16 protein-coding genes are annotated in these 20,833 nt (G+C 65.0%); 8 read left to right on the forward strand and 8 right to left on the reverse strand.

From position 1 onward, the window contains the following. Nucleotides 1–105 precede the first annotated feature (105 nt). From ABQZ00_RS07295 to aptA, 3 genes are all read right to left on the reverse strand, one after another. Nucleotides 106–1,410: a DUF445 domain-containing protein gene (locus ABQZ00_RS07295; protein WP_055851787.1), complete on the reverse strand. Its 1,305-nt coding sequence runs from the start codon at nucleotides 1,408–1,410 to the stop codon at nucleotides 106–108. Between the two features lie 568 nt (nucleotides 1,411–1,978). Then, complete coding sequence (locus ABQZ00_RS07300; RefSeq protein WP_323537216.1) at nucleotides 1,979–2,833, reverse strand: plasmid replication/partition related protein; 855 nt, start codon at nucleotides 2,831–2,833, stop codon at nucleotides 1,979–1,981. A gap of 241 nt (nucleotides 2,834–3,074) precedes the next feature. Then, a complete protein-coding gene (gene aptA, locus ABQZ00_RS07305) occupies nucleotides 3,075–4,427 on the reverse strand; it encodes an omega-aminotransferase AptA (RefSeq protein ID WP_323537215.1) in 1,353 nt (450 codons plus the stop codon). Nucleotides 4,428–4,804: 377 nt separating this feature from the next. Between aptA and ABQZ00_RS07310 the strand changes: the two genes are divergently transcribed. The 4 genes from ABQZ00_RS07310 to ABQZ00_RS07325 are packed head-to-tail and all read left to right on the forward strand — an operon-like array spanning nucleotide 4,805 to nucleotide 9,943. Then, complete coding sequence (locus tag ABQZ00_RS07310; RefSeq protein WP_055851795.1) at nucleotides 4,805–6,484, forward strand: OFA family MFS transporter; 1,680 nt, start codon at nucleotides 4,805–4,807, stop codon at nucleotides 6,482–6,484. 6 nt (nucleotides 6,485–6,490) lie between these two features. Next, the gene (gene fdhD / locus ABQZ00_RS07315) at nucleotides 6,491–7,336 is read left to right on the forward strand and encodes a formate dehydrogenase accessory sulfurtransferase FdhD (RefSeq protein WP_055851798.1); all 846 of its coding nucleotides are present in this window, start codon (nucleotides 6,491–6,493) and stop codon (nucleotides 7,334–7,336) included. Next, entirely contained in the window at nucleotides 7,333–9,681 is a 2,349-nt protein-coding gene (locus ABQZ00_RS07320; protein WP_323537214.1) for an FdhF/YdeP family oxidoreductase, read from the forward strand. The genes fdhD and ABQZ00_RS07320 overlap by 4 nt, the downstream gene beginning before the upstream one ends. After that, complete coding sequence (locus ABQZ00_RS07325) at nucleotides 9,671–9,943, forward strand: hypothetical protein (protein ID WP_161961637.1); 273 nt, start codon at nucleotides 9,671–9,673, stop codon at nucleotides 9,941–9,943. Before ABQZ00_RS07320 ends, ABQZ00_RS07325 begins: the two co-directional genes overlap by 11 nt. Nucleotides 9,944–10,133: 190 nt before the next feature. On the opposite strand, the gene ABQZ00_RS07330 is transcribed toward ABQZ00_RS07325, so the two are convergent. Continuing rightward, nucleotides 10,134–10,514, reverse strand: a complete 381-nt coding sequence (locus ABQZ00_RS07330) for a hypothetical protein (protein ID WP_323537213.1) — start codon at nucleotides 10,512–10,514, stop codon at nucleotides 10,134–10,136. A gap of 313 nt (nucleotides 10,515–10,827) precedes the next feature. On the opposite strand from ABQZ00_RS07330, the gene ABQZ00_RS07335 reads away from it, so the two are divergent. Continuing rightward, a complete protein-coding gene (locus tag ABQZ00_RS07335) occupies nucleotides 10,828–12,108 on the forward strand; it encodes an MFS transporter (RefSeq protein ID WP_323537212.1) in 1,281 nt (426 codons plus the stop codon). Nucleotides 12,109–12,269: 161 nt separating this feature from the next. Here ABQZ00_RS07335 and ABQZ00_RS07340 read toward each other — a convergent pair whose 3' ends face one another. The 3 genes from ABQZ00_RS07340 to ABQZ00_RS07350 form a co-directional block, all read right to left on the reverse strand. Beyond that, entirely contained in the window at nucleotides 12,270–13,568 is a 1,299-nt protein-coding gene (locus ABQZ00_RS07340) for a diguanylate cyclase (protein WP_055851809.1), read from the reverse strand. 100 nt (nucleotides 13,569–13,668) lie between these two features. Beyond that, a complete protein-coding gene (locus ABQZ00_RS07345) occupies nucleotides 13,669–14,985 on the reverse strand; it encodes an NAD(P)/FAD-dependent oxidoreductase (protein WP_323537211.1) in 1,317 nt (438 codons plus the stop codon). Further along, nucleotides 14,985–16,364, reverse strand: coding sequence for a glutamine synthetase family protein (locus ABQZ00_RS07350; RefSeq protein ID WP_323537210.1), 1,380 nt, complete (start codon nucleotides 16,362–16,364; stop codon nucleotides 14,985–14,987). Before ABQZ00_RS07350 ends, ABQZ00_RS07345 begins: the two co-directional genes overlap by 1 nt. A 147-nt stretch (nucleotides 16,365–16,511) precedes the next feature. Between ABQZ00_RS07350 and ABQZ00_RS07355 the strand changes: the two genes are divergently transcribed. After that, nucleotides 16,512–17,267, forward strand: coding sequence for a gamma-glutamyl-gamma-aminobutyrate hydrolase family protein (locus tag ABQZ00_RS07355; protein WP_323537209.1), 756 nt, complete (start codon nucleotides 16,512–16,514; stop codon nucleotides 17,265–17,267). A gap of 6 nt (nucleotides 17,268–17,273) precedes the next feature. Continuing rightward, a complete protein-coding gene (locus ABQZ00_RS07360) occupies nucleotides 17,274–18,659 on the forward strand; it encodes a glutamine synthetase family protein (protein WP_055851821.1) in 1,386 nt (461 codons plus the stop codon). 78 nt (nucleotides 18,660–18,737) lie between these two features. Here the strand turns inward: ABQZ00_RS07360 and ABQZ00_RS07365 are convergent, their stop codons facing one another. Then, nucleotides 18,738–18,980 (reverse strand): hypothetical protein, encoded by a 243-nt coding sequence (locus ABQZ00_RS07365; RefSeq protein WP_323537208.1) that lies wholly within the window; start codon nucleotides 18,978–18,980, stop codon nucleotides 18,738–18,740. Between the two features lie 468 nt (nucleotides 18,981–19,448). Between ABQZ00_RS07365 and ABQZ00_RS07370 the strand changes: the two genes are divergently transcribed. Beyond that, nucleotides 19,449–20,816 carry an aspartate aminotransferase family protein gene (locus tag ABQZ00_RS07370; protein ID WP_323537207.1) on the forward strand — a complete coding sequence of 456 codons (1,368 nt, stop codon included), beginning with the start codon at nucleotides 19,449–19,451 and terminating at the stop codon, nucleotides 20,814–20,816. Nucleotides 20,817–20,833: the final 17 nt, after the last annotated feature.

Raw genomic sequence — 20,833 nt, forward strand, 5'->3', positions numbered from 1 at the left:
CGGCAACGTCGACCTCGCGGTACCGCCTGACGATTATCCGGCTGCGTGCAGTCTCCCCAGTTGCTGCACGCTAGCCTGTTGGGCGATCAACGTCATCTCAGTGCATCAGAACGATAGCCAAATCGATAATGCATGAAGCGCAAGGCCGATCAATCCACCGACCAACGTCCCGTTGAAGCGAATGTATTGCAGATCGCGTCCGACACCCAATTCCAATTGTTCGACGAGGTGACGTTCGTCCCAACTTTTCACTGTCGATGCAATGTGCTCGGTGACCGATGCGCGCAGGCGCGTGGTGAGTTTGTCGGCTGCCTGCAGCATATGCTGGTTGAGTGCGTCGCGCAGTGACGGATCTTGCGACAACGCCTGGCCGAGCGATTGCATGGAGCGCTCCATGTGCGCAGCCATCGACGACTCTTCACGCGCCAGATCGTTGCGCAGCGCATCGCGGATCTCGCCCCACAGGCCTTGCACGTATTCCTGCAGCGCGGGATGTTGGATGGCACGTTGCTTGAGTTCTTCTACACGCGCAGCCATTTCCGGTTCGTCACGCAGGCGCGCGATGTAGCCTTGCAGCCACGCTTCATAGTCGAGCCTGATTGGATGCTCGGGCGTCTTGAGAATGTCCTGGAGTTCTTCGATGGCCGCACGCGCCATGCGGTCGGCCAGACTGTCGCCGATCTCTTCGATCGGCTTGATCCAGTTCACTGTGCCGACCAGCTTGGGCCATTCGCGGCGCGCATACCGCACGATCAATGCAGACGCGCGCGTCTTGACCTGTTCCTGGTCCAGCCATTCGCCCAACCGCAGCAACACTTCGTCGAGCAATTTCTGATGGCGCCCGTCGGTGGTGAGCAGCGCCATCACATCGCCGACCGTCGCGGCGGCATTCCACTTGCGCAGGCGGTCCACCACGAAGCGCTGGATGGCGCTGCGCACGGCAGCTTCGTCCAGCAGCTCCAGCGCCTGCAACATCCAGCCGCGTGCCATCTGCGCGAGCATGCGTGACTGCTCGGGTTTGGCCAGCCATTCGCCGAGGCGGCTGGCGGGGTCGAACACGCGCAGCTTTTCCATCAACGCAGCGGGCGCAAGGAACTGATCGCGCACGAATACCGCCAGCCCATCGGCCAGCCGCTCCTTGCCGCGCGGCAGGATGGCGGTGTGCGGGATCGGCAGACCCATCGGACGGCGAAACAGCGCCACCACCGCAAACCAGTCGGCCAGTGCGCCCACGGTCGCCGCCTCGCAGAAGGCCGACACCCACGCCCAGATGCCTTGCTCGCCCATCAGGTGACTGACGATAAAGCCGGCAAACATCGCCAGCAGCAAGGCCACCGCCAACAGCTTCATCCGCTGCAGCTGGGCACGACGGGGATCGATGGGGCGGGGAGCGCTGAGACTGGGTTCCATCCGCGAAGTGTACCCAGTCGTTTGACCAGGGCATGTCCACGGCAGGTGGGCGACGTCGCGGGCGGCTGCAGGTGGCCGCGCCTTTGGTGCCTGTGCTCCAGCTGCGCTTGCAACGGTGCGACCAAGCGTCTGCTGCCGTCGTAGTAGCGCACCCGGGCGCGACGGGCTTTATCGGGACTGCCCGTCGCGCCCAGGTGCGCTCCTACGCGAGCTGTTGGCTAGTGGGTGCGCGGACTCAGCCGCGCAGGCGCTGCAGCTGCGCTTGCAACGGGTGCGACCTCGAGCTCTGCCAAAGCATCGATGACTGTCGTAGGAGCGCACCCGGGCGCGACGGGCTTTCCTGGGAACGCCCATCGCGCCCAGGTGCGCTCCTACGCGAGCTCTTGGCTAGTGGATGTACGGACTCAGCCATGCAGGCGCTGCAGCTGCGCTTGCAACGGGTGCCACCTCGAGCTCTGCCAAAGCATCGATGAGTTTCGTAGGAGCGCACCCGGGCGCGACAGGCTTTCCTGGGAACGCCCATCGCGCCCAGGTGCGCTCCTACGTGATGGCGAGTGGATGCGCGGACTCAGCCGCGCAGGCGCTCCAGCTGCGCTTGCAATGCGGTCACCTTGGACTGCAGTGCGACGTTTTCGTTTTCCAGTTCGGTGACGCGGCGCTGCAAGGCCTTGACGTCGCGGCGCTCGGCTTCGCCGCCTTCGGCCTCGTCGGGCTTGGGTTTGCGCTTGGCGTCGCGCACGCGCTTGGCGGCCTGTTTGAGTTCGGCCTTACCGGCCTGCGCGGCGGCGCGTTGTTCGTCTTCCGACAGCGTGGCCACGGCGGCTGCGGCGCTGATCGAGATCTCGCCGGCCTTCACTGCCTGCACCACTTCCGGCGCGGCCTGTTTGTGGATGCGCTCGATCATCACCACCTGGTTGCTGCTCAGGCGTGCCTCGCGTGCCAGCTCGGCGCGGCTCACCGGGGTGGAGGTTTCCTCCCACGGGGGGCTGTCGGTGTCGTCGCTCGCGCGGGCTGCGCTGTCGTCGAGGCCGGTATCGGCCTGTGCGTCATCCACCACCGGCGCCTCGGCGGCGGCATCGGCCTCGCGCTGGGTGCGCTGGCGGGCGGCCAGGATCTCGCGCTTGCGCAGCGCCAGCACGCCACGCTGGAAGTCGGACACGCTGCGCCGGCCAAGGTGCTGCTCGATCATCCACAGGTGCACGTCCTGCATCGACTGGAAGCGCGGGTTCTGTACGGTCTGGAACGGCAGCCCGTGCTTCTGGCAGATGCCGTAGCGGTTGTGGCCGTCCACCAGCACATCGCCCCACAACACCAAGGCATCGCGACAGCCTTCGGCCAGCAGGCTGCGCTCCAGCGCCTCGTGCTCGTCGGGTGTCAGCGGGTCGATGTAGGCCTTGAGTTCTTCTTTGACAACGATGTTCATGGGGCAACTGCGGGGGAGTGCGGGGCCGGCATTGTAGAGAGCCTGCTCCGGCTTTGCGCGCTTGACGTGGTACCCGTGCCCGTGACACGCGAGCGCCGTCGTGGAACGGCCACGCGCGCCGTCACCCGCTGTCTTCAGGCGAGCGGCGCGTACGGCGGTAGCCGGCGCGACGAAGCCCCTGCAGTGCGCGGCCAGGGCCCGCGTGCCTCTGCCTGCAACGCACCCATGCCGCCGGCCGCGCTCAGTCCACCAGGCGCAGGATGCCGGCCAGCGTCTCGACCATCTGCCCGATCTGCTCGGGGGTGACGATCAACGGTGGCGACAGCGCGATGACATCGCCGGTGACGCGCACCAGCAGTCCGCCGTCTTGGAAGCAGCGCTCGAACACTTCGTAGCCGCGTGCACCGGGGGCGCCATCGCGCGGCGCCAGTTCGATGGCGCCGATCAGGCCGACGTTGCGGATGTCGATCACGTGCGGCAGCCCCCGCAGGCTGTGCAACGCGGCTTCCCACTGCGGGCCGAGCGTGATCGCACGCGAAAACAGCCCGTCCTCGGCATAGGTGTCCAGGGTCGCAATCGCAGCCGCACAGGCCAGCGGGTGACCGGAGTAGGTATAGCCATGAAACAGTTCGATGGCGTTTTGCGGCCCGTGCATGAACGCGTCATGGATCGCATCGGCCACCAGCACCGCGCCCATCGGCACGGTGCCGCTGGTCAGCCCCTTGGCGGCGGTGATGATGTCGGGCGTGACGCCGAAGCGCTGCGCGGCGAACGCCTCGCCGACGCGGCCGAAGCCGGTGATCACCTCGTCGAACACCAGGAGGATGCCGTGGCGGTCGCAGATGGCGCGCAGCCGTTGCAGATAGCCTTCCGGCGGCAAAATCACGCCGGCCGAGCCGGACACCGGTTCGACGAACACCGCGGCGATGGTGGAGGCGTCGTGCAGGGTGATCAGCCTTTCCAGGTCGTCGGCCAGCTCCGCGCCGTGCGTCGGCAGCCCGCGTGAATAGGCATTACGCTGCAGATCCAGGGTGTGGCGCAGATGATCGGTGCCGGCCAGCAGCGGGCCGAACCACTTGCGGTTGTTGGGCAGCCCGCCGATCGACATGCCGCCGAAGCCGACTCCGTGATACGCCTTCTCGCGGCCGATAAAGCGGGTGCGATGGCCCTCGCCGCGCAGGCGGTGGTAGGCCAGCACGATCTTCATCGCGCTATCCACCGCCTCCGAGCCGGAGTTGGTGAAGAACACATGGCCCAGGCCGGGCGGCGCGATGGCGGCCAGGCGCTGCGCCAGCACGAACGGCAGCGGTGAGCCCATCTGAAAGGTCGGGGCGAAATCCAGCGTGCCGGCCTGCGCGCGGATCGCCGCCACGATGCGTTCGCGCGCGTGTCCTGCATTGCAGCACCACAAGCCTGCGGTGCCATCCAGGATCTGCCGGCCGTCGACATCGCGGTAGTACATGCCGGCGGCCGAGGCGAGCAGGCGAGGGCGTGCCTTGAATTGCCGGTTGGCGGTGAACGGCATCCAGAACGCATCCAGCTGCGTCGGTGTCTGCAGCGCAGGCGCATCGTCGCGCGGAAGTGGGTCGTGCATGGCCGGCTCCGTCACGGGGGTCGCCCGACTGTACTCAGCCATCGCCTCGGGCGTCACCCCGCCGCTGGCAGGAATGGGCGATATGCCCGCGCAGGCCTGGCGGATGCCCATCGATCTAATGCATAAGAACTAGTCAATTAGTCGCAGCGCCGGCCGCTAATCTCAAGGAACGCTTGCGTGGCGTGTGTGTGGCAATGCGTTGGAACGCTGCGAGGCGTCGCCAAGCATTGCAAAGCTGCAAGGATTGCCGATGATGCGCCAGACAACCGCTGGTTGGGCCTGGTCGTCGCCGCTGCTTATATCGCAACACGCTAAACGATCGCAGCCGTCAATCGTCTTTATCGCAGTTCATCGCACTTTATTTTTGGGGAATGGGAATGACGCAAGGGTCCACCGTGGCGACAGCCAGTGGCGCAGACGCCGGTCTGCTATCCAAGGAGCGCATCATTGCGCGTCCGGGGTTCAATCGTTGGCTGGTCCCGCCGGCTGCGCTGGCGATCCATCTGTGCATCGGCATGGCCTACGGCTTCAGCGTGTTCTGGCTGCCGCTGTCCAAGGCGCTGGGGATCACCGAAGCGATTGCCTGCCCGGCCGACATGGGCCTGTTCGCGCGCATGGTGGCGACCACCTGCGACTGGAAGATCAGCGAGCTGCAGTGGATGTACACCCTGTTCTTCGTGCTGCTGGGCTGCTCGGCGGCGATCTGGGGCGGTTGGCTGGAACGTGCCGGCCCGCGCAAGGCCGGTGTGGTTTCGGCGCTGTGCTGGTGTGGCGGCCTGGTGATTTCGGCGGCCGGTATCCACTTCCATCAGATCTGGATGTTGTGGCTGGGTTCGGGCGTGATCGGTGGTATCGGTCTGGGGCTGGGCTACATCTCGCCGGTGTCGACCCTGATCAAATGGTTCCCGGACCGTCGCGGCATGGCGACCGGCATGGCGATCATGGGCTTTGGCGGCGGCGCAATGATCGGCAGCCCGCTGGCCGATGCGCTGATGCGCCATTTCGCCACACCCACCTCGGTGGGCGTGATGGAAACCTTTTTGGTCATGGCCGCGCTGTACTTCGTCTTCATGATGGCCGGCGCCTTCGGGTATCGCGTGCCGCCGAGCGGTTGGACCCCGGCCGGCTGGACCGCGCCGGTGGCCAGCACCAACGCCATGATCACCGCCAACCACGTGCACGTCAGCAAGGTCTGGGGCATTCCGCAGTTCTGGCTGCTGTGGGGCGTGTTGTGCCTGAACGTCTCGGCCGGTATCGGCGTGATCGGTATGTCCTCGCCGATGCTGCAGGAAGTGTTCGGCGGCCGGTTGATCGGCGTGGACATTGGCTTCGGCAGCCTGGATACGGCTCAGCTGGCCAGCATCGCGGCGATCGCCGCAGGCTTCACCGGTCTGCTCAGCCTGTTCAACATCGGTGGCCGCTTCTTCTGGGCCAGCATGTCCGACAAGCTCGGCCGCAAGAACACCTACACGCTGTTCTTCCTGCTGGGCATCTGCCTGTACGCAGCGGCGCCGTCGGCCGGTGGCGTGGGCGGCATTGCGCTGTTCGTGGGCATCTTCTGCATCATCCTGTCGATGTACGGCGGCGGCTTCGCCACCATTCCGGCCTATCTGGCCGACCTGTTCGGGACCCAGATGGTTGGCGCCATCCACGGCCGTCTGCTGACCGCCTGGGCCACCGCCGGCATCCTCGGCCCGGTGGTGGTGGGTTACATGCGCGAGTACCAGCTGGCGCACGGCAGCCCACCGTCACAGGTCTACAACACCACCATGTACATCCTCGCCGGCATGCTCGTGCTCGGCCTGATCTGCAATTTGTTGGTGCGCCCGGTGGCTGCGCGTCACTTCATGACGCCCGACGAACTGGCACGCGAAAAGCAGCTGGCGCACGAGAAGGTCGACCGCAGCGGGCATGCGGTGCTGCCGCCGGAACAGATGGCGCGGATCGGGCATGGCGGCAACCCCGCAGTGGTCGCGTTCGCTTGGTTGGCGGTTGGCATCCCGATGGCGTTCGGTATCTGGGTGACGCTGCAGAAAGCCTTTGTGCTGTTCCACTGAGGTGAAATGACCAGTCCGTCTTCCCGCACAGTGCGCCCCGGTAGTGTGGTGCGCACGGTTGTCCGCCATCGCGGCGGTCGCGGTGCCACGGTGCAGGACATGGTGGCGGCCGAAATGCCGGTTGCCTTGATCTACAACCAGGTGCCGTTCGCGGTGATGATGGCGACGCCGGAGGACCTGGAGGATTTCGCGCTCGGGTTCTCGCTGAGCGAAGGCATCGTCGATCACGCGCAGGACTTGCGCGTGGTCGCGGTGGAGACCTTTCTGGAAGGCGCTTCGCTGCAGATCGAGATCCCGCCCGAGCGCGCGGCCGCGTTGGACCAGCGGCGGCGCAATCTGGATGGACGCAGCGGTTGCGGCGTGTGCGGCAATGAATCGATCGAGGCGGTGCTGCGTGTGCCGCCGCGCGTGCAGTCGACGCTGCAGATCGACGCCGATGCGTTGGCGCGTGCGCTGGATGCGTTGCATGCGCAGCAGCCGATCGCCGCGCAGACCGGCGCGGTGCACGCCGCCGGTTGGGCCGATGCGAACGGCGTGGTGCAGCTGGTGCGCGAAGACGTCGGGCGCCATAACGCGTTGGACAAATTGATCGGTGCATTGGCGCGCGCGCGCATCGATGCATCGCAAGGGTTTGCGGTGGTCACCAGCCGCGCCAGTTATGAAATGGCCATGAAAGCCGCGCAGGCCCGAATTCCGCTGCTGGCAGCGATTTCGGCACCTACCGCGCTGGCGATCAGCCTGGCCGACAGCGCGGGACTGACCCTGATCGGGTTTGCCCGCAATCACGATTGTGTTGTTTACAGCCATCCACAACGCCTGGATCTGGGCGTTGCCGTGGGAGAGCCCGCATGAGCAAGAAAACCATCAAGCAGTACGACAATCCCGCGGGCGGCTGGGGCGCATTGCGCTCGGTGGCCAAGCACCTGATGGAACAGGACATCGCAGTGCAGGGCGCCAAGACGCTGCTGCATGCCAACCAGCCGGACGGCTTCGATTGTCCGGGCTGCGCCTGGCCGGATCGCGACCATACCTCCACCTTCGAATTCTGCGAAAACGGCGCCAAGGCCGTGGCCGCCGAATCCACCGCGCGCCGCGCCGGGCTGGAATTGTTCGCCTCGCACAGCGTCAGCCTGTTATCGCAGTACAGCGACTACTGGCTGGAAGGGCAGGGCCGGTTGACCCACCCGATGCGCTACGACGCCGCCACCGACCACTATGTGCCGGTGAGCTGGGACGATGCGTTTGCGCAGATCGCTGGCCATCTCAATGGCCTGGCGACTCCGGATGAGGCGATCTTCTATACCTCAGGGCGCACCAGCAACGAAGCGGCGTTTTTGTATCAGTTGTTCGTGCGCGAGTTCGGCACCAATAACTTCCCGGACTGCTCCAACATGTGCCACGAGCCATCGGGCACCGCGCTGCGTTCGCAGATCGGGGTGGGCAAGGGCACGGTGTCGTTGCACGATTTCGAGCTGGCCGATGCGATCTTCATCTTCGGCCAGAACCCGGGCACCAATCACCCGCGCATGCTGGGCGAGTTGCGTCAGGCCTCCAAGCGCGGCGCGGCGATTGCCGCGTTCAATCCGCTGCGCGAGCGCGGGCTGGAAAAATTCGCCGACCCGCAAGACAAGCTGGAGATGCTGCACAACGGTTCCACGCGCATCGCCTCGGATTATTTCCAGCTCAAGATCGGCGGCGACCTGGCGGCGTTGAAGGGCATCATCAAGCATGTGCTGGAGCGCGATGCGCAGGCCCAGCGCGATGGCACGCCGCGCTTGCTGGATCTGGAGTTCATTGCCGAGCACACCGCTAATTTCGACGCATTCGCTGCCGATGTGCATGCGGAAGCCTGGGACACCATCGTCGAAGAATCCGGCCTGGACGAAGCGCAGTTGCGCAAGGCCGGCGAGATCTATCTGAAGGCCGAGCGCGTCATCGCGTGCTGGGGCATGGGCATTACCCAGCACAAGCACTCGGTGGCCACCATCCACATGATCACCAACCTGCTGCTACTGCGCGGCCACCTGGGCCGCCCCGGCGCAGGCGTGTGCCCGGTGCGCGGGCATAGCAACGTGCAGGGCGACCGCACGATGATGATCTACGAAAAACCGCCGGCTGCGTTTCTGGACAAGCTGCAGTCGGTGTTCGGGTTTGCGCCGCCGCGCGAAGACGGCTTCGACACCGTGGGTGCGATCGAGGCGATGCTGGATGGGCGCGGCAAGGTGTTCTTCGCGATGGGCGGCAATTTTGCCGCCGCCACGCCGGATACCGATGCCACGCACCGCGCGCTGCGCAACTGCGAACTCACCGTGCATGTCACCACCAAGCTCAATCGCAGCCACCTGGTGCATGGGCGCGATGCGTTGATCCTGCCGTGCCTGGGGCGTACCGAAATCGATATCCAGGACGCCGGCTCGCAAGGCGTGACGGTGGAGGATTCGATGAGCATGGTGCACCTGTCGGCCGGCATCAATCCGCCGGCCTCGCCGGATCTGCTGTCCGAGCCGGCGATCGTGGCGCGCATGGCCGAAGCCACGTTGGGCGCGCGCAGCGCGATCCGCTGGCGCTGGCTGGTGGGCGATTACGACCGCGTGCGCGAGCTGATCGCGCAGGTGTTCCCGGACTTTGCCGACTTCAATCAGCGCGTGCGCACGCCGGGCGGCTTCCGCCTGTCCAACACCGCGCGCGACCGTAACTGGGTCACGCCCGAGCAGCGTGCGGTGTTCAAAGCGCACGCGGTGCCCACCGACAACCCGATCCATCGCGCGCGTCGTTCGCGGGGCGATCAGATGGTGTTTACGCTCGCCACCACGCGCTCGCACGATCAGTACAACACCACTATTTACGGGCTGGACGATCGCTACCGCGGCGTGTTCGGCGAGCGCCGCGTGCTGTTCATCAACGGCGCCGATATCGCCGCGTTGAACATGAAGGCCGGCGATTGGGTGGATCTGGAAAGCCTGTGCGAAGACGGCGTGCATCGCGAGGCGCGGCGCTTCTTGCTGGTGGACTACAACATTCCGCGCGGCTGTCTGGCCGCGTATTACCCGGAAACCAATGCGCTGGTGCCGCTGTCGAGTTTTGCCGACGAAGCACGTACGCCGACCTCCAAGTCGATTCCGGTGATCGTGCTGCCGCATCGCGCCGAAACCGCCGACGCGGCGCCGCGCGATATCGGAGCGGTGCTTGTCCGCTGATCCGCAGCTCACCGCGCAGCTGCTGCAGGCGCTGGCCGACACGCCCGAGGGCGTGTCGCTGTCGCGGCTGTGCAAGCAGCTGGGCGTGCGCATGAGCGTGTTGTTGCGCACGCTCGCGTGGCTGGGCAGTGCCAACCTGGATGGCCAGCCAGGCCCGGGTTGGATACGGGTCGACGAACGCGGTGAGCGGCAGTTCGCGGCATTGACGCCGGCTGGTGATAGGGAATGCAGACAGCGCCAATCGTTGGCGGACTCCGATTAGGGCACGTTGTTCGATTGCGTTGAGATTGGAATCGTTTCAGCGGTGCAGAGACACTCGTTTCGCACCGTTTACTCCATCAAGTGGGAGAAGAGGCGCGGACTGGACCAGCGGGGCGGCTTGCGGGCAGATTTCTCAGCACGCTAGCAGCCACTTCACATCCATTCGCCTACCCACGTCCGGGAAGCGGGAATCAATCGCAAGACTTGCTGAAAGGGAAGGCTGGGTGGCCGACAAATTCGATGCACAGATCCTGGTTCGCAGTGTGCAGTGCGAATGTATGATTCCTTCCATCCTGAGTGGTAATCGTCAGATCCAAGGATGCATTATCGCCGCCATAATTGAAATTCCAATGAACTTGCTGGCTTCCTTTACGGCCTGCGTTCCATGTGTATAGTGTTTTTCCATCAGGTGCTTTCAGCTGCGCAGTGACCTTCCAGTTTTCATGCGCCGCTTCAATCGAGATGTAGTGGCGTTCAGCCTGTGCGGCGGATGCGCCAAAAAGGCAGAAAAGACCGAGGATGGCCGCCAGTGGTACGGTCGCCGATGGACGCTTTTTCAGTGATTTTTGCATGGCGTGTTTTTCCAGAATTTAAAAAAGTTCAGGGTGAGGCGGCGCCGGCTGGATGGAGCTGAGCCTTTCGCCGTTGAAATATGAAATGGCTGAATCGATTGAATCGACTCATATGCTAGTTCGATACGGTTCTGCCATGAATGCGTTTTTCCGAACATTTGTGTCCATTCGAGAGCGTTTCTGATCCGCGTGACGATCGAACGCATGCGGTGAGGGAAAGTGGACCTCTCACCACCGCAACTGCAGCAAGCCCGCGGCAAGGAAAGGCGCAGTCTGCGAGAATGCGCTATCTCCTTTTGGACAGCGACTCACGATGACTGCCGCCGTGCCACTCGCCACGCCCGTCAATTCGCCTGCGCGCGTGCTGTTTGCCAGCCTGATCGGCACCACCATCGAGTTCTTCGATTTCTACATCTATGCCACCGCTGCGGTGCTGGTGTTCCCGACCTTGTTCTTTCCGGCCGGCGATGGCAGTGCAGCGATGCTGCAGTCGTTGGCGACCTTTGCGGTGGCTTTCATCGCGCGACCGGTGGGCTCGGCGGTCTTCGGCCACTTCGGCGATCGGGTCGGCCGCAAGGCCACGCTGGTGGCGGCGTTGCTGACGATGGGCTTATCCACGGTCGCCATTGGTCTATTGCCCGGCTATGCGCAGATCGGAGTGTGGGCCCCGTTGCTGCTGGCGCTGTGCCGGTTCGGTCAAGGGCTGGGCCTGGGCGGCGAGTGGGGCGGCGCCGTGCTGTTGGCCACCGAGAACGCACCGCCGGGCAAGCGCGTGTGGTACGGCATGTTTCCGCAGCTGGGTGCGCCGCTGGGCTTTTTGCTGTCCACCGGCACCTTCCTTGGCATGGGCGCATTGCTGGACGATGCGGCCTTCATGCAGTGGGGCTGGCGGGTGCCGTTTCTGGCCAGCGCCTTGTTGGTGCTGACCGGGCTGTGGGTACGCCTGAGCATTACCGAAACACCGGATTTTCAAAAGACCCTGGATCGTCAGACGCGGGTACGGCTGCCGCTGGGCACCGTGATCTCGCAGCATTGGCCGGCGTTGATCATCGGTACGCTGGGTGCGTTTGCCACCTTCGTGTTGTTCTATCTGATGACCGTGTTCGCATTGGGCTATGGCACCAAGACGCTGGGCTACGACAAGGAACAATTCCTGCTGCTGCAGATGGCCGGCATCGTGTTCTTTGCGCTGGGCATTCCGTTATCGGCCAAGTTCGGCGATCGGCATGGCGCACCGTTGGCGATGATGCTGGCCAGCATCGCCATCGTTGCGTTCGGACTGGCGTTTGCGCCGTTGTTCCAGGCCGATCACCCGTTGCAGGTGTTGGCCTTTCTTGGGCTGGGCTTCTTTTTCATGGGGCTGACCTATGGTCCTTGCGGCACCTTGCTGGCGGAGTTGTATCCCACCGAGGTGCGCTATACCGGCGCGTCGCTGTCGTTCAATCTGGCCAGCATCCTGGGTGCGGCCCCGGCGCCATATGTGGCCACGCAACTGGCGGCGCGCTACGGGGTGCAAGCGGTGGGTTACTACCTGGGCGGTGCCGCGGTGTTGAGTTTGCTCGCGCTGACGATGGTGCGGCGATCGCGTCGATAGATGCTGTTGGGTACGCGCCTGGCATAGGCGCGGGCTGGTGCGCGCAGAGGTGCTATCTGTAACGCGTCGTCGCGCCCGGGTGCGCTCCTACGGGAGCTAGAGAAAGACGCGCTTTGAGGTGCGCCCTGGCCGGCCGTCGTGTTGGTGCAAGCGTGCGGCGTTCAGCCCGCCAAGCGTACCTGGTTGCGGCCGCCGGCCTTGGCCAGGTACAGATACTTGTCGGCTTCGTTCAACAGGTAATGCAGCGATTGGTCGCCTTCGGTCGCGATGCACACGCCGATGCTTACCGTCATGCTCAGCGTGTCGTCGCCGACGCGGACGCGTAGTGCGCTGATGCGTTCGCGCAGGGTTTCGAAGTAGCTGGTGGCGTTGGCTGCATCCAGCCCCGGCACCAGCAGGCAGAATTCTTCGCCACCGAAACGCGCCACCAGGTCCTGCGGACGTGCATGCCCGGAGACCGATGCGGCCACCGCGCGGAGCGCCTGGTCACCGGCTTCGTGGCCCCAGGTGTCGTTGATGTGTTTGAAGTGATCGATATCCAGCATGGCCGCGGTCACCGTCTGGTCCTGCGACAGCAACTGCGGGATCACGCGCTGGCTTTGTTCCAGGAAGTAACGCCGATTGGGCAGGCCGGTGAGGAAATCGCGTGTGGCCAGATCCTGCAGCGTGCCGATCAATTCCAGCTGGTCCACGTTCTGCGAGACGCGGCAGAAGAATTCTTCGCGCGAGAAGGGCTTGCGCAGGAAGTCGTTGGCGCCGTTCTTCAAGAAGCGCGGGATCAGCGACGAGTCGCTGTTGCCGGAGATGCCGATCACCGCGACCTTGTCGCGCGAGCGCAACGCACGCAGCCGGCGGGTGAATTCCACGCCTTCCATGCCGGGCATTTCCTGATCGACGATGGTCAGGCGGATGTCGGGGTCGCGTTCGATTGCTTCCAGTCCGGCGGCGCCGTCGGCGGCCAGCACCACGCGGTAGCCGTACATCGACAGCAGTGCGGCGGCGTAGGTACGAGCAGACAACGAATCGTCCACCACTAACGCGCCGATGCGACGATTGCGCTCCAGGCGCTGCACCAACCAGGCCAGATATTCGATGCTGCCCGGTGCGTTCTTGAGTACGTAATCGATGATCTGCTGCTGCAGCACGCGCTGGCGCAGATCCTCATCGTATACGCCGCTGACCACTACGGTCGGCAGGTTGCGCGAGAGGAAGAACTCCACGACCTTGTCGCGGTCGCCGTCGACCAGCACCAGGCCGGTCAGGACCAGGAACCAGCCATCTTCTTCGTCGAGCACGCGCGCCGCTTCGGCCAGGGTCGAAACGACCGTGACCGGCAGTTCCACGCGTTGCTCGATGGCTGCGCGCAGCATGCTGGTGAACGTGCGCGAGTTTTCCACCAGCAACACGCGTTGCGGCAGAACTGCGCTTTCACTATTGCGATGTAGGGTACCTGGGGACATCGGCTGGCCGTGTGGATCGAACCGTCAGATCAGCTAACGGCTCTGCTCGCCAAAACTTGAGCGCTGCGTTGCAGCTTGCGCGATGGACCCGGGGGTGCGGTCACCACAGCGCGTCGCGCAGCCGGTACCAGCTCATGGCCGCCACCAGCAGTGGGGTGCGCAGCCGCTGCCCGCCGGGAAACGGGCGGTGCGGGATACGCGCAAACACGTCCAGCCGCTGGCTCTGGCCAGCGATGGCCTCGGCGATCACCTGTCCGGCCAGACCGGTGGCTGCCACACCGTGGCCGGAGAAGCCCTGCGCGAAATACACAGTCGGCGCGAGCCGGCCCCAGTGCGGCGCGCGGTTGCGGGAGATGTCCACGTAGCCGCCCCAGACGGTCTCCAGCGGTACCTCGCGCAACTGCGGAAACACCGTGTGCATACGCTGCGTCATCAAGCGATTCAGGCTTGGCGGCGGGCGCGACGAATAACTGGCGCGCCCGCCGAACAGCAGCCGGTGATCGGCGCTGAGCCGGTAATAATCCAGCGCCCAATTGGTGTCGGCCACCGCCATGTCGTTGCCGATCAGCGCGCGTGCGCGCGCCTGGCCCAGCGGCGGGGTGGCACCCACGTAGGTGCCGACCGGCATGATGCGCTGCTCCAGCGGCGCGGCGATGCCGTGCAGCAAGGCATTGCCGGCAATCACGCCGAAGTCTGCGGTCACGCTGCCATCGGCCGTGTGCATCGTGACCTGCGCGCCAGGGTCCAGGCGGGTCACCGCCGAGTCTTCGAAGATGCGTACGCCAGCCGCCAGTGCCGCTCGCGCCAGGCCGAATGCATAGGCCAGCGGATGCAGATGGCCGCTGGCGGGGTCGAACATCGCACCCAGATACAGTGGGCTGTCGAGCACCTGGCGGGTGCGGGCGCGGTCCCACCACTCCAGCGGGTAGTCGTAGCGCTGCGCCATGCGCACGATGCCGTGCTGCAGCGCCCGCACCTGGCGCGGCTTGAGCGGGACATGGGCATGACCATCGCGCCAGTCGCAGGCAATGGCATGGCGTTCGATCCGCTGGCGTAGCAGGCGCATGCCGTCGCGCGAGAAGTCGAACAACAGGCGCGCATCTTTATCGCCGACCAATGCTTCCAGCGTCTCCTGTTCGCAGCCGTAGCCGACGATGGCCTGGCCGCCGTTGCGACCGGATGCGCCCCAGCCGATCCGCCGGGCCTCCAGCACGACGACCCGGTAGCCGGCTTCGGCCAGCGCGAGCGCCGCAGTCAGTCCGGTGTAACCGGCGCCGAGAATGCAGACATCGGCGCGCTCTGCGCCGCGCAGGCGCGGTTGCGCGGGCAGTGCGGGCGCGCTGCGCGTGTACCAGCTGTCCGGGTAGCCGCCCTCCGCGGTGTCGGCGTGCGGCAGCGCGGTGGCCGGGCTGCCCATCACACGGTCCGCAGGTACCGGGCGTAATCGACGTCCGGCACCTGCGCCTGGTAGTCGAGCAGCTCGCGTTGTTTCTGTTGCCCGAACACATGCTGAAACTGCGTGCCTAGCTGGGCGCCGATTAAGTCGCTGGAACCAAACGCATCGATCGCGCCCTGCCAGGTGCGTGGCTGGAAGATTCCTTGCGCATAGGCATTGCCGGTGATCGGCGGCGTGGGTTCGGCGGGCTGCTGCAGGCCGTCGAGCATAGCCGCCAGCACCGCGGCTGCGGCCAGATACGGGTTGGCATCGGCGCCGGCAATGCGATGTTCGATGCGCGTGTTGCGGGCATCGCTGTGCGGGATGCGCAGCGCCACGGTGCGGTTGTTGAAGCCCCAGCTGGCATCCAACGGCACGAAGGCATTGCTGACGAAGCGTCGGTAACTGTTGGCGTGCGGCGCGAACAACAGCAGCGATGCGTCCGCATGCCGCTGCAGCCCGGCGATGGTGTGGCGCAGGCGGTCGGTGGGCATCTCGGCCTCGCCGGCCAGCACGTTGTGCCCGTCGGCATCGAGCAGGCTCACATGCAGATGCAAGCCACTGCCGGCCTGGCCGGGGAACGGCTTGGCCATGAAGCTGGCCAGCATGCGCTGCTGCTGCGCGATGGCCTTGATGGTGCGTTTGAGCAGGATCGCCTCGTCGCAGGCGGCCAGCGCATCGGCGCGATGTTGCAGGTTGATTTCGAACTGGCCCGGTGCGTACTCGGCCACGGCGGTGTCGGCTGGGATGCCTTGCTGGCGGCACGCAGCGGTGACCGCATCGGTAAAGCCACGGTGATCGTCCAGATCCTGCAACGCGTACACCTGGGTGCTGTCGCTGCGGATGCCGGTGACCGGGTCGCGCGGGGTCTGCGGGCGCCCCTGCGCATCGGGCACTGCATCGAACAGGTAGAACTCCAGCTCCACCGCCACCACCGGGGTCAGCCCGAGTGCGGCAAAGCCGTGCAACACCCGCTGCAGCACCGCGCGTGGCGCGACCTCGAACAGGCTGCCGTCTGGCGTGTGCATCGCCAGCAGCAGCTGCGCCATCGGCTGCGGCGCCCACGGTACCGGGCGCAGCGAGCCCTCGATCGGCCGGCAGATGCGGTCGGCATCGCCGATGGCATAGCCAAGCCCGGTTTCTTCCACGGTGTTGCCGGTGATGTCGGTGGCGATCAGCGACATCGGCAGGCATACGCCATCGCGGTAGACCTTGTGCAGCGCATCGGCAGTGACGCGCTTGCCGCGCAACACACCGTTGGTGTCGGGCAATAACAGGTCGACGGAGTGGCAGCCGGCGATACGCGCCAGGGTGGCGGCATCGGCAGCGGGCAGCGATGCGACGGAGTTCTCGGAAGCCATGGGCACCACCTGCGAAGTCGCCGCCCAGCCTAGCAAAGCACGCGTGATCGTTTGCGATCAGGCAACGGTGCAGCGGTGGCAATGGCGGCGGTGGCGCGGTAAGTTCGAGCGCATCTGCCGTTCAACGCACCGCATCGGGATGTCTGCATGGCTGTCGTACCGTTGGTCGGATTGCCGACCGATCGCATCGCGCAAGGGCCGCATCCGTTTCTGGCGGCCGGCGAAAAATACATCCGTGCGGTCGTCGACGCGGCCGGTGCCACGCCGGTGCTGCTGCCGAGTCTGCAGCCCAGCCTGGAGGCCGGCGTGTGGCTGGATCGGTTGGACGGCGTGTTGCTCACCGGGGCGGTCAGCAATATCGAACCGCATCATTACAGCGACGACTCCAGTTGGGAGGGCAACCCGCACGATGCCGCGCGCGATGCCACCAGCCTGGGGTTGATCCCGCAGGCGCTTGCGCGCGGCCTGCCGGTGCTGGCGATCTGTCGTGGGCTGCAGGAGGTCAATGTCGCGCTCGGTGGACGCCTGCATCAACGCGTGCATGCGGTACCCGGTCTGGCCGATCATCGCGAAGACCGTAACGCGCCGCTGGACGTGCAATACGGCCCCGCGCATCCGCTGCAGTTGCAGCCGGGCGGCTGGCTGGCTGGCATGAGCGACTCGGCCGAGGTGTGGGTCAACTCATTGCACGGGCAGGGCATCGCCACGCTGGCCGACGGCCTGCTGGTCGAAGCGACCGCTCCCGATGGTTTGATCGAAGCCTTTCGCGGCCCGGGACCTGGCTTTTTACTCGCCGTGCAGTGGCATCCGGAATGGCGTGTCACACAGCATCCGTTCTACCGTGCCATCTTTCAGTCCTTCGGCGAGGCCTGTCGCCGTTACGCCGCTCAGCGCGGTCAGTGAGGTTGTATGTCGATCCGCACACGTTCGCGTAAATCCACGCCCAAGCAGCCGGAGAGCGCATTGCGCCGCTGGCTCAAGGACCGCCACATCACCGAGGTCGAATGCCTGGTGCCGGACATCACCGGCAATGCGCGCGGCAAGATCATTCCGGCCGACAAGTTTTCGCACGATTACGGCACGCGGTTGCCCGAAGGCATCTTCGCCACCACGGTCACCGGCGACTTTCCGGACGACTATTACGCACTGACCTCGCCGTCGGACTCGGACATGCATTTGCGCCCGGATGCGTCCACCGTGCGCATGGTGCCGTGGGCCGCCGACCCCACCGCGCAGGTCATCCACGATTGCTACACCAAGGACGGCCAGCCGCACGAACTGGCGCCGCGCAATGTGCTGCGTCGCGTGCTGGAGGCCTACGCCGAGGTCAAATTGCAGCCGGTGGTGGCGCCGGAGCTGGAGTTCTTTCTGGTGCAGAAGAACACCGATCCCGACTTCCCGTTGCTGCCGCCGGCCGGGCGTTCCGGTCGCCCGGAAACCGCGCGGCAGTCGTATTCGATCGATGCGGTCAACGAGTTCGACCCGATCCTGGATCTGATGTACGACTATTGCGATGCGATGGAGCTGGACGTGGATACCTTGATCCACGAATCCGGCGCCGCGCAGCTGGAAGTCAACTTCACCCACGCCGACGCCTTATCGCGCGCCGACCAGGTGTTTCTGTTCAAGCGCACCATGCGCGAAGCGGCGCTGCGGCACGGGGTGTATGCGACATTTCTGGCCAAGCCGATGGAAACCGAGCCCGGCAGTGCGATGCATATCCACCAGAGCCTGTTGCATGCCGGCACCGGCAAGAACGTGTTCAGCGGCAAGCGCGAGGGCGGGTTCAGCGACACCTTTGCGCATTATCTGGGCGGGCTGCAGAAATACATTCCGATGGCGATGGGGCTGCTAGCGCCAAACGTCAATTCGTACCGGCGGCTGATGTTCGGCGAGGTGTCGCCAAGCAATGTGCTGTGGGGCTTCGACAACCGCACCTGCGGGTTGCGGGTGCCGATCGATGCGCCGCAAAACATGCGGGTGGAAAGCCGGTTTGCCGGCTCCGATGCCAATCCATATCTGGCGATGGCGGCGACATTGGCGTGCGGGTTATTGGGCATCCGCGAAAAGCTGGAGCCGACCGCTCCGATCAGCAGTAACGGCAAGGAGCAGGGCTACGATTTGCCGCGCTCGTTGGGTGAGGCGCTGGATGGGTTGGAAAAATGCGAGGCGTTGCAGGAGATGTTGGGGCGTCGGTTTGTGCGGGCCTATATCTCGGTGAAGCGGAAGGAGTATGAGACGTTCTTTCGGGTGATCAGTTCGTGGGAGCGGGAGTTTTTGTTGTTGAATGTGTGAGTGGGTCGGATGAGTGTTGCCGCGCGCTCCCTTCTCCCGCCGGGAGAAGGTGCCCGAAGGGCGGATGAGGGTGCGGTGTCAGGCGGTGTTGAAGCTTGGCTTGTGTGCTTCAGTGCCTCTAAAAGCTTCAAAACAGAGCAGGGCTTTCACGCCCTTCGGGCGCGAGTCACTTTTTCTTTGCTTGTGCAAAGAAAAAGTAACCAAAAAGAAAGCACACCCCGTCCTCGCGCCCTCCGCGCCATAGGCGCTGCGGGTGCGCAAGTCCGGCAGAAATTTTTGTAAGGGACATCCATGTCCCTTACAAAAACGTCGCGCATCCATGCGCGCCGCCCTACGGGTTGTATCTGCCGGCCTTGCCGCTGCGGTATGGGGCCCCGTAAGGGCGCAAGCAAAGCAAGGCAAGGCAAGGCAAGGCAAGGCAAGGCAAGGCGGAGCAAGGCTAAACAAAGCGAAGCGAAGCAAAGCAAAGCAAAGCGCTGCGCAGATCAGCGCTGCACAGGTCAGCGCATCAAGGTGTAGCGATGTCATGCGGAAGCCAGCCGGTGCTTGGCAGGAGGCCGGCGCCGCGAAGGAAATGCGCAGACCGCGCACGCAGCAAGGCGTTCCCTTCTCCCATCGGGAGAAGGTGCCCGAAGGGCGGATGAGGGGGCGGTGTTGTTGGCAGCGCTAGTTCTCGCGGCCAAGCCGTCTGGCGGCGTGCCAGCGATTCGCAGGGCAATCTGCAATGCCGTCCACGGTGCGGCAACAGGGCGTGGGTATGCTCGTGGTTCCTCATGCGTGGAGCAGGTCGTGGATCCTTCTGTGCTCAGGTCGTTGCAGCAGCTCGATGCGGCGCATCATCTGCATCCGTTCAACGACAACGCGGTGTTGGCGGGCAAGGGCACGCGCATCCTGACGCGCGGTGAGGGCGTGTACGTGTGGGACGCCGATGGCAACAAGCTGCTGGATGCGTTCGGTGGGTTGTGGTGCGTCAATGTGGGTTATGGACGCACCGAGCTGGCGCAGGCGGCGGCGCGGCAGATGGAGCAGCTGGCGTACTACAACAGTTTTTTCCAGTGCACCACCGAGCCCACCATCCACCTGGCCGCCAAGCTCGCGGAACTGACGCCCGGCGATTTGAATCATGCGTTCTTCGCCAATTCCGGGTCGGAGGCCAACGACACCATCCTGCGCCTGGTGCGGCATTTCTGGGCGGTGCAGGGGCAGCCGCAAAAACACGTCTTCATCGGTCGCCACAATGGCTATCACGGCACCACCATGGCCGGTGCCAGCCTGGGTGGCATGCAGGGCATGCACAAGCAGGGTGGGTTGCCGATACCGGGCATCGTGCATATCGAGCCGCCCAATCATTTCGGCGATGGCGGGGACATGGCGCCGGACGAATACGGGCTGCTTGCCGCGCGCCGTCTGGAAGCCAGGATTCTCGAACTCGGGCCGGAAAACGTGGCGGCGTTCATCGGCGAACCCATCATGGGGGCGATCGGTGTCTATATCCCGCCGCACAGTTATTGGCCGGAAATCCAGCGCATCTGCCGGCACTACGACGTGCTGCTGGTGGCTGACGAGGTGATTTGCGGATTCGGGCGTACCGGGGAATGGTTCGGGGCGGATTACTTCGGCTTTCAGCCCGATGTGATGACGCTGGCCAAGGGCATCACCTCCGGCTACATCCCGCTGGCGGCGGCGATGTTCAACGATCGCGTGGCCGGGGTGCTCAAGCAGCAGGGCGGCGAGCTGGCGCATGGCGGTACCTATGCCGGGCATCCGGTGTGCGCGGCGGTGGCGCTGGAGAATCTGCGTCTGCTGCAGGACGAAGGCATCGTGGATACAGCACGCACGCAGATCGCGCCGTATCTGGCGCAGCGCTGGGCCGAGTTGGGTGTGCATCGGCTGGTCGGCGAGGCGCGGATCGCGGGCCTGGTCGGCGCGCTGGAGCTGGTGCCGGACAAGCGCCAGCGCGGCCGATATTTCCCCGGGCGCGGACGGGTTGGTGCGATGTGCCGCGACTTCGCGCTAAAGCGCGGGCTGATCCTGCGCGCCACTTACGATGCAATGCTGCTGTCGCCGCCGTTGATCATCACCTGCGAGCAGGTCGACGAGCTGTTCGACAAGGCCTGGGCGGCGTTGGACGACACCGCGCAGGCGTTGGGCAAGTAAGCGCGGCGGCAGGCCTC

The sequence above is a fragment of the Xanthomonas sp. WHRI 10204 genome, from assembly GCF_040202875.1.
Taxonomy (GTDB): domain Bacteria; phylum Pseudomonadota; class Gammaproteobacteria; order Xanthomonadales; family Xanthomonadaceae; genus Xanthomonas.

Excerpts from the sequence above, each read along its gene's own strand:
- ABQZ00_RS07295 (WP_055851787.1), bottom strand. The coding sequence starts at position 1,410 with ATGGAACCCAGTCTCAGCGCTCCCCGCCCCATCGATCCCCGTCGTGCC.
- ABQZ00_RS07300 (WP_323537216.1), bottom strand. The coding sequence starts at position 2,833 with ATGAACATCGTTGTCAAAGAAGAACTCAAGGCCTACATCGACCCGCTG.
- aptA (WP_323537215.1), bottom strand. The coding sequence starts at position 4,427 with ATGCACGACCCACTTCCGCGCGACGATGCGCCTGCGCTGCAGACACCG.
- ABQZ00_RS07310 (WP_055851795.1), top strand. The coding sequence starts at position 4,805 with ATGACGCAAGGGTCCACCGTGGCGACAGCCAGTGGCGCAGACGCCGGT.
- fdhD (WP_055851798.1), top strand. The coding sequence starts at position 6,491 with ATGACCAGTCCGTCTTCCCGCACAGTGCGCCCCGGTAGTGTGGTGCGC.
- ABQZ00_RS07320 (WP_323537214.1), top strand. The coding sequence starts at position 7,333 with ATGAGCAAGAAAACCATCAAGCAGTACGACAATCCCGCGGGCGGCTGG.
- ABQZ00_RS07330 (WP_323537213.1), bottom strand. The coding sequence starts at position 10,514 with ATGCAAAAATCACTGAAAAAGCGTCCATCGGCGACCGTACCACTGGCG.
- ABQZ00_RS07335 (WP_323537212.1), top strand. The coding sequence starts at position 10,828 with ATGACTGCCGCCGTGCCACTCGCCACGCCCGTCAATTCGCCTGCGCGC.
- ABQZ00_RS07340 (WP_055851809.1), bottom strand. The coding sequence starts at position 13,568 with ATGTCCCCAGGTACCCTACATCGCAATAGTGAAAGCGCAGTTCTGCCG.
- ABQZ00_RS07345 (WP_323537211.1), bottom strand. The coding sequence starts at position 14,985 with ATGGGCAGCCCGGCCACCGCGCTGCCGCACGCCGACACCGCGGAGGGC.
- ABQZ00_RS07350 (WP_323537210.1), bottom strand. The coding sequence starts at position 16,364 with ATGGCTTCCGAGAACTCCGTCGCATCGCTGCCCGCTGCCGATGCCGCC.
- ABQZ00_RS07355 (WP_323537209.1), top strand. The coding sequence starts at position 16,512 with ATGGCTGTCGTACCGTTGGTCGGATTGCCGACCGATCGCATCGCGCAA.
- ABQZ00_RS07360 (WP_055851821.1), top strand. The coding sequence starts at position 17,274 with ATGTCGATCCGCACACGTTCGCGTAAATCCACGCCCAAGCAGCCGGAG.
- ABQZ00_RS07365 (WP_323537208.1), bottom strand. The coding sequence starts at position 18,980 with ATGGATGCGCGACGTTTTTGTAAGGGACATGGATGTCCCTTACAAAAA.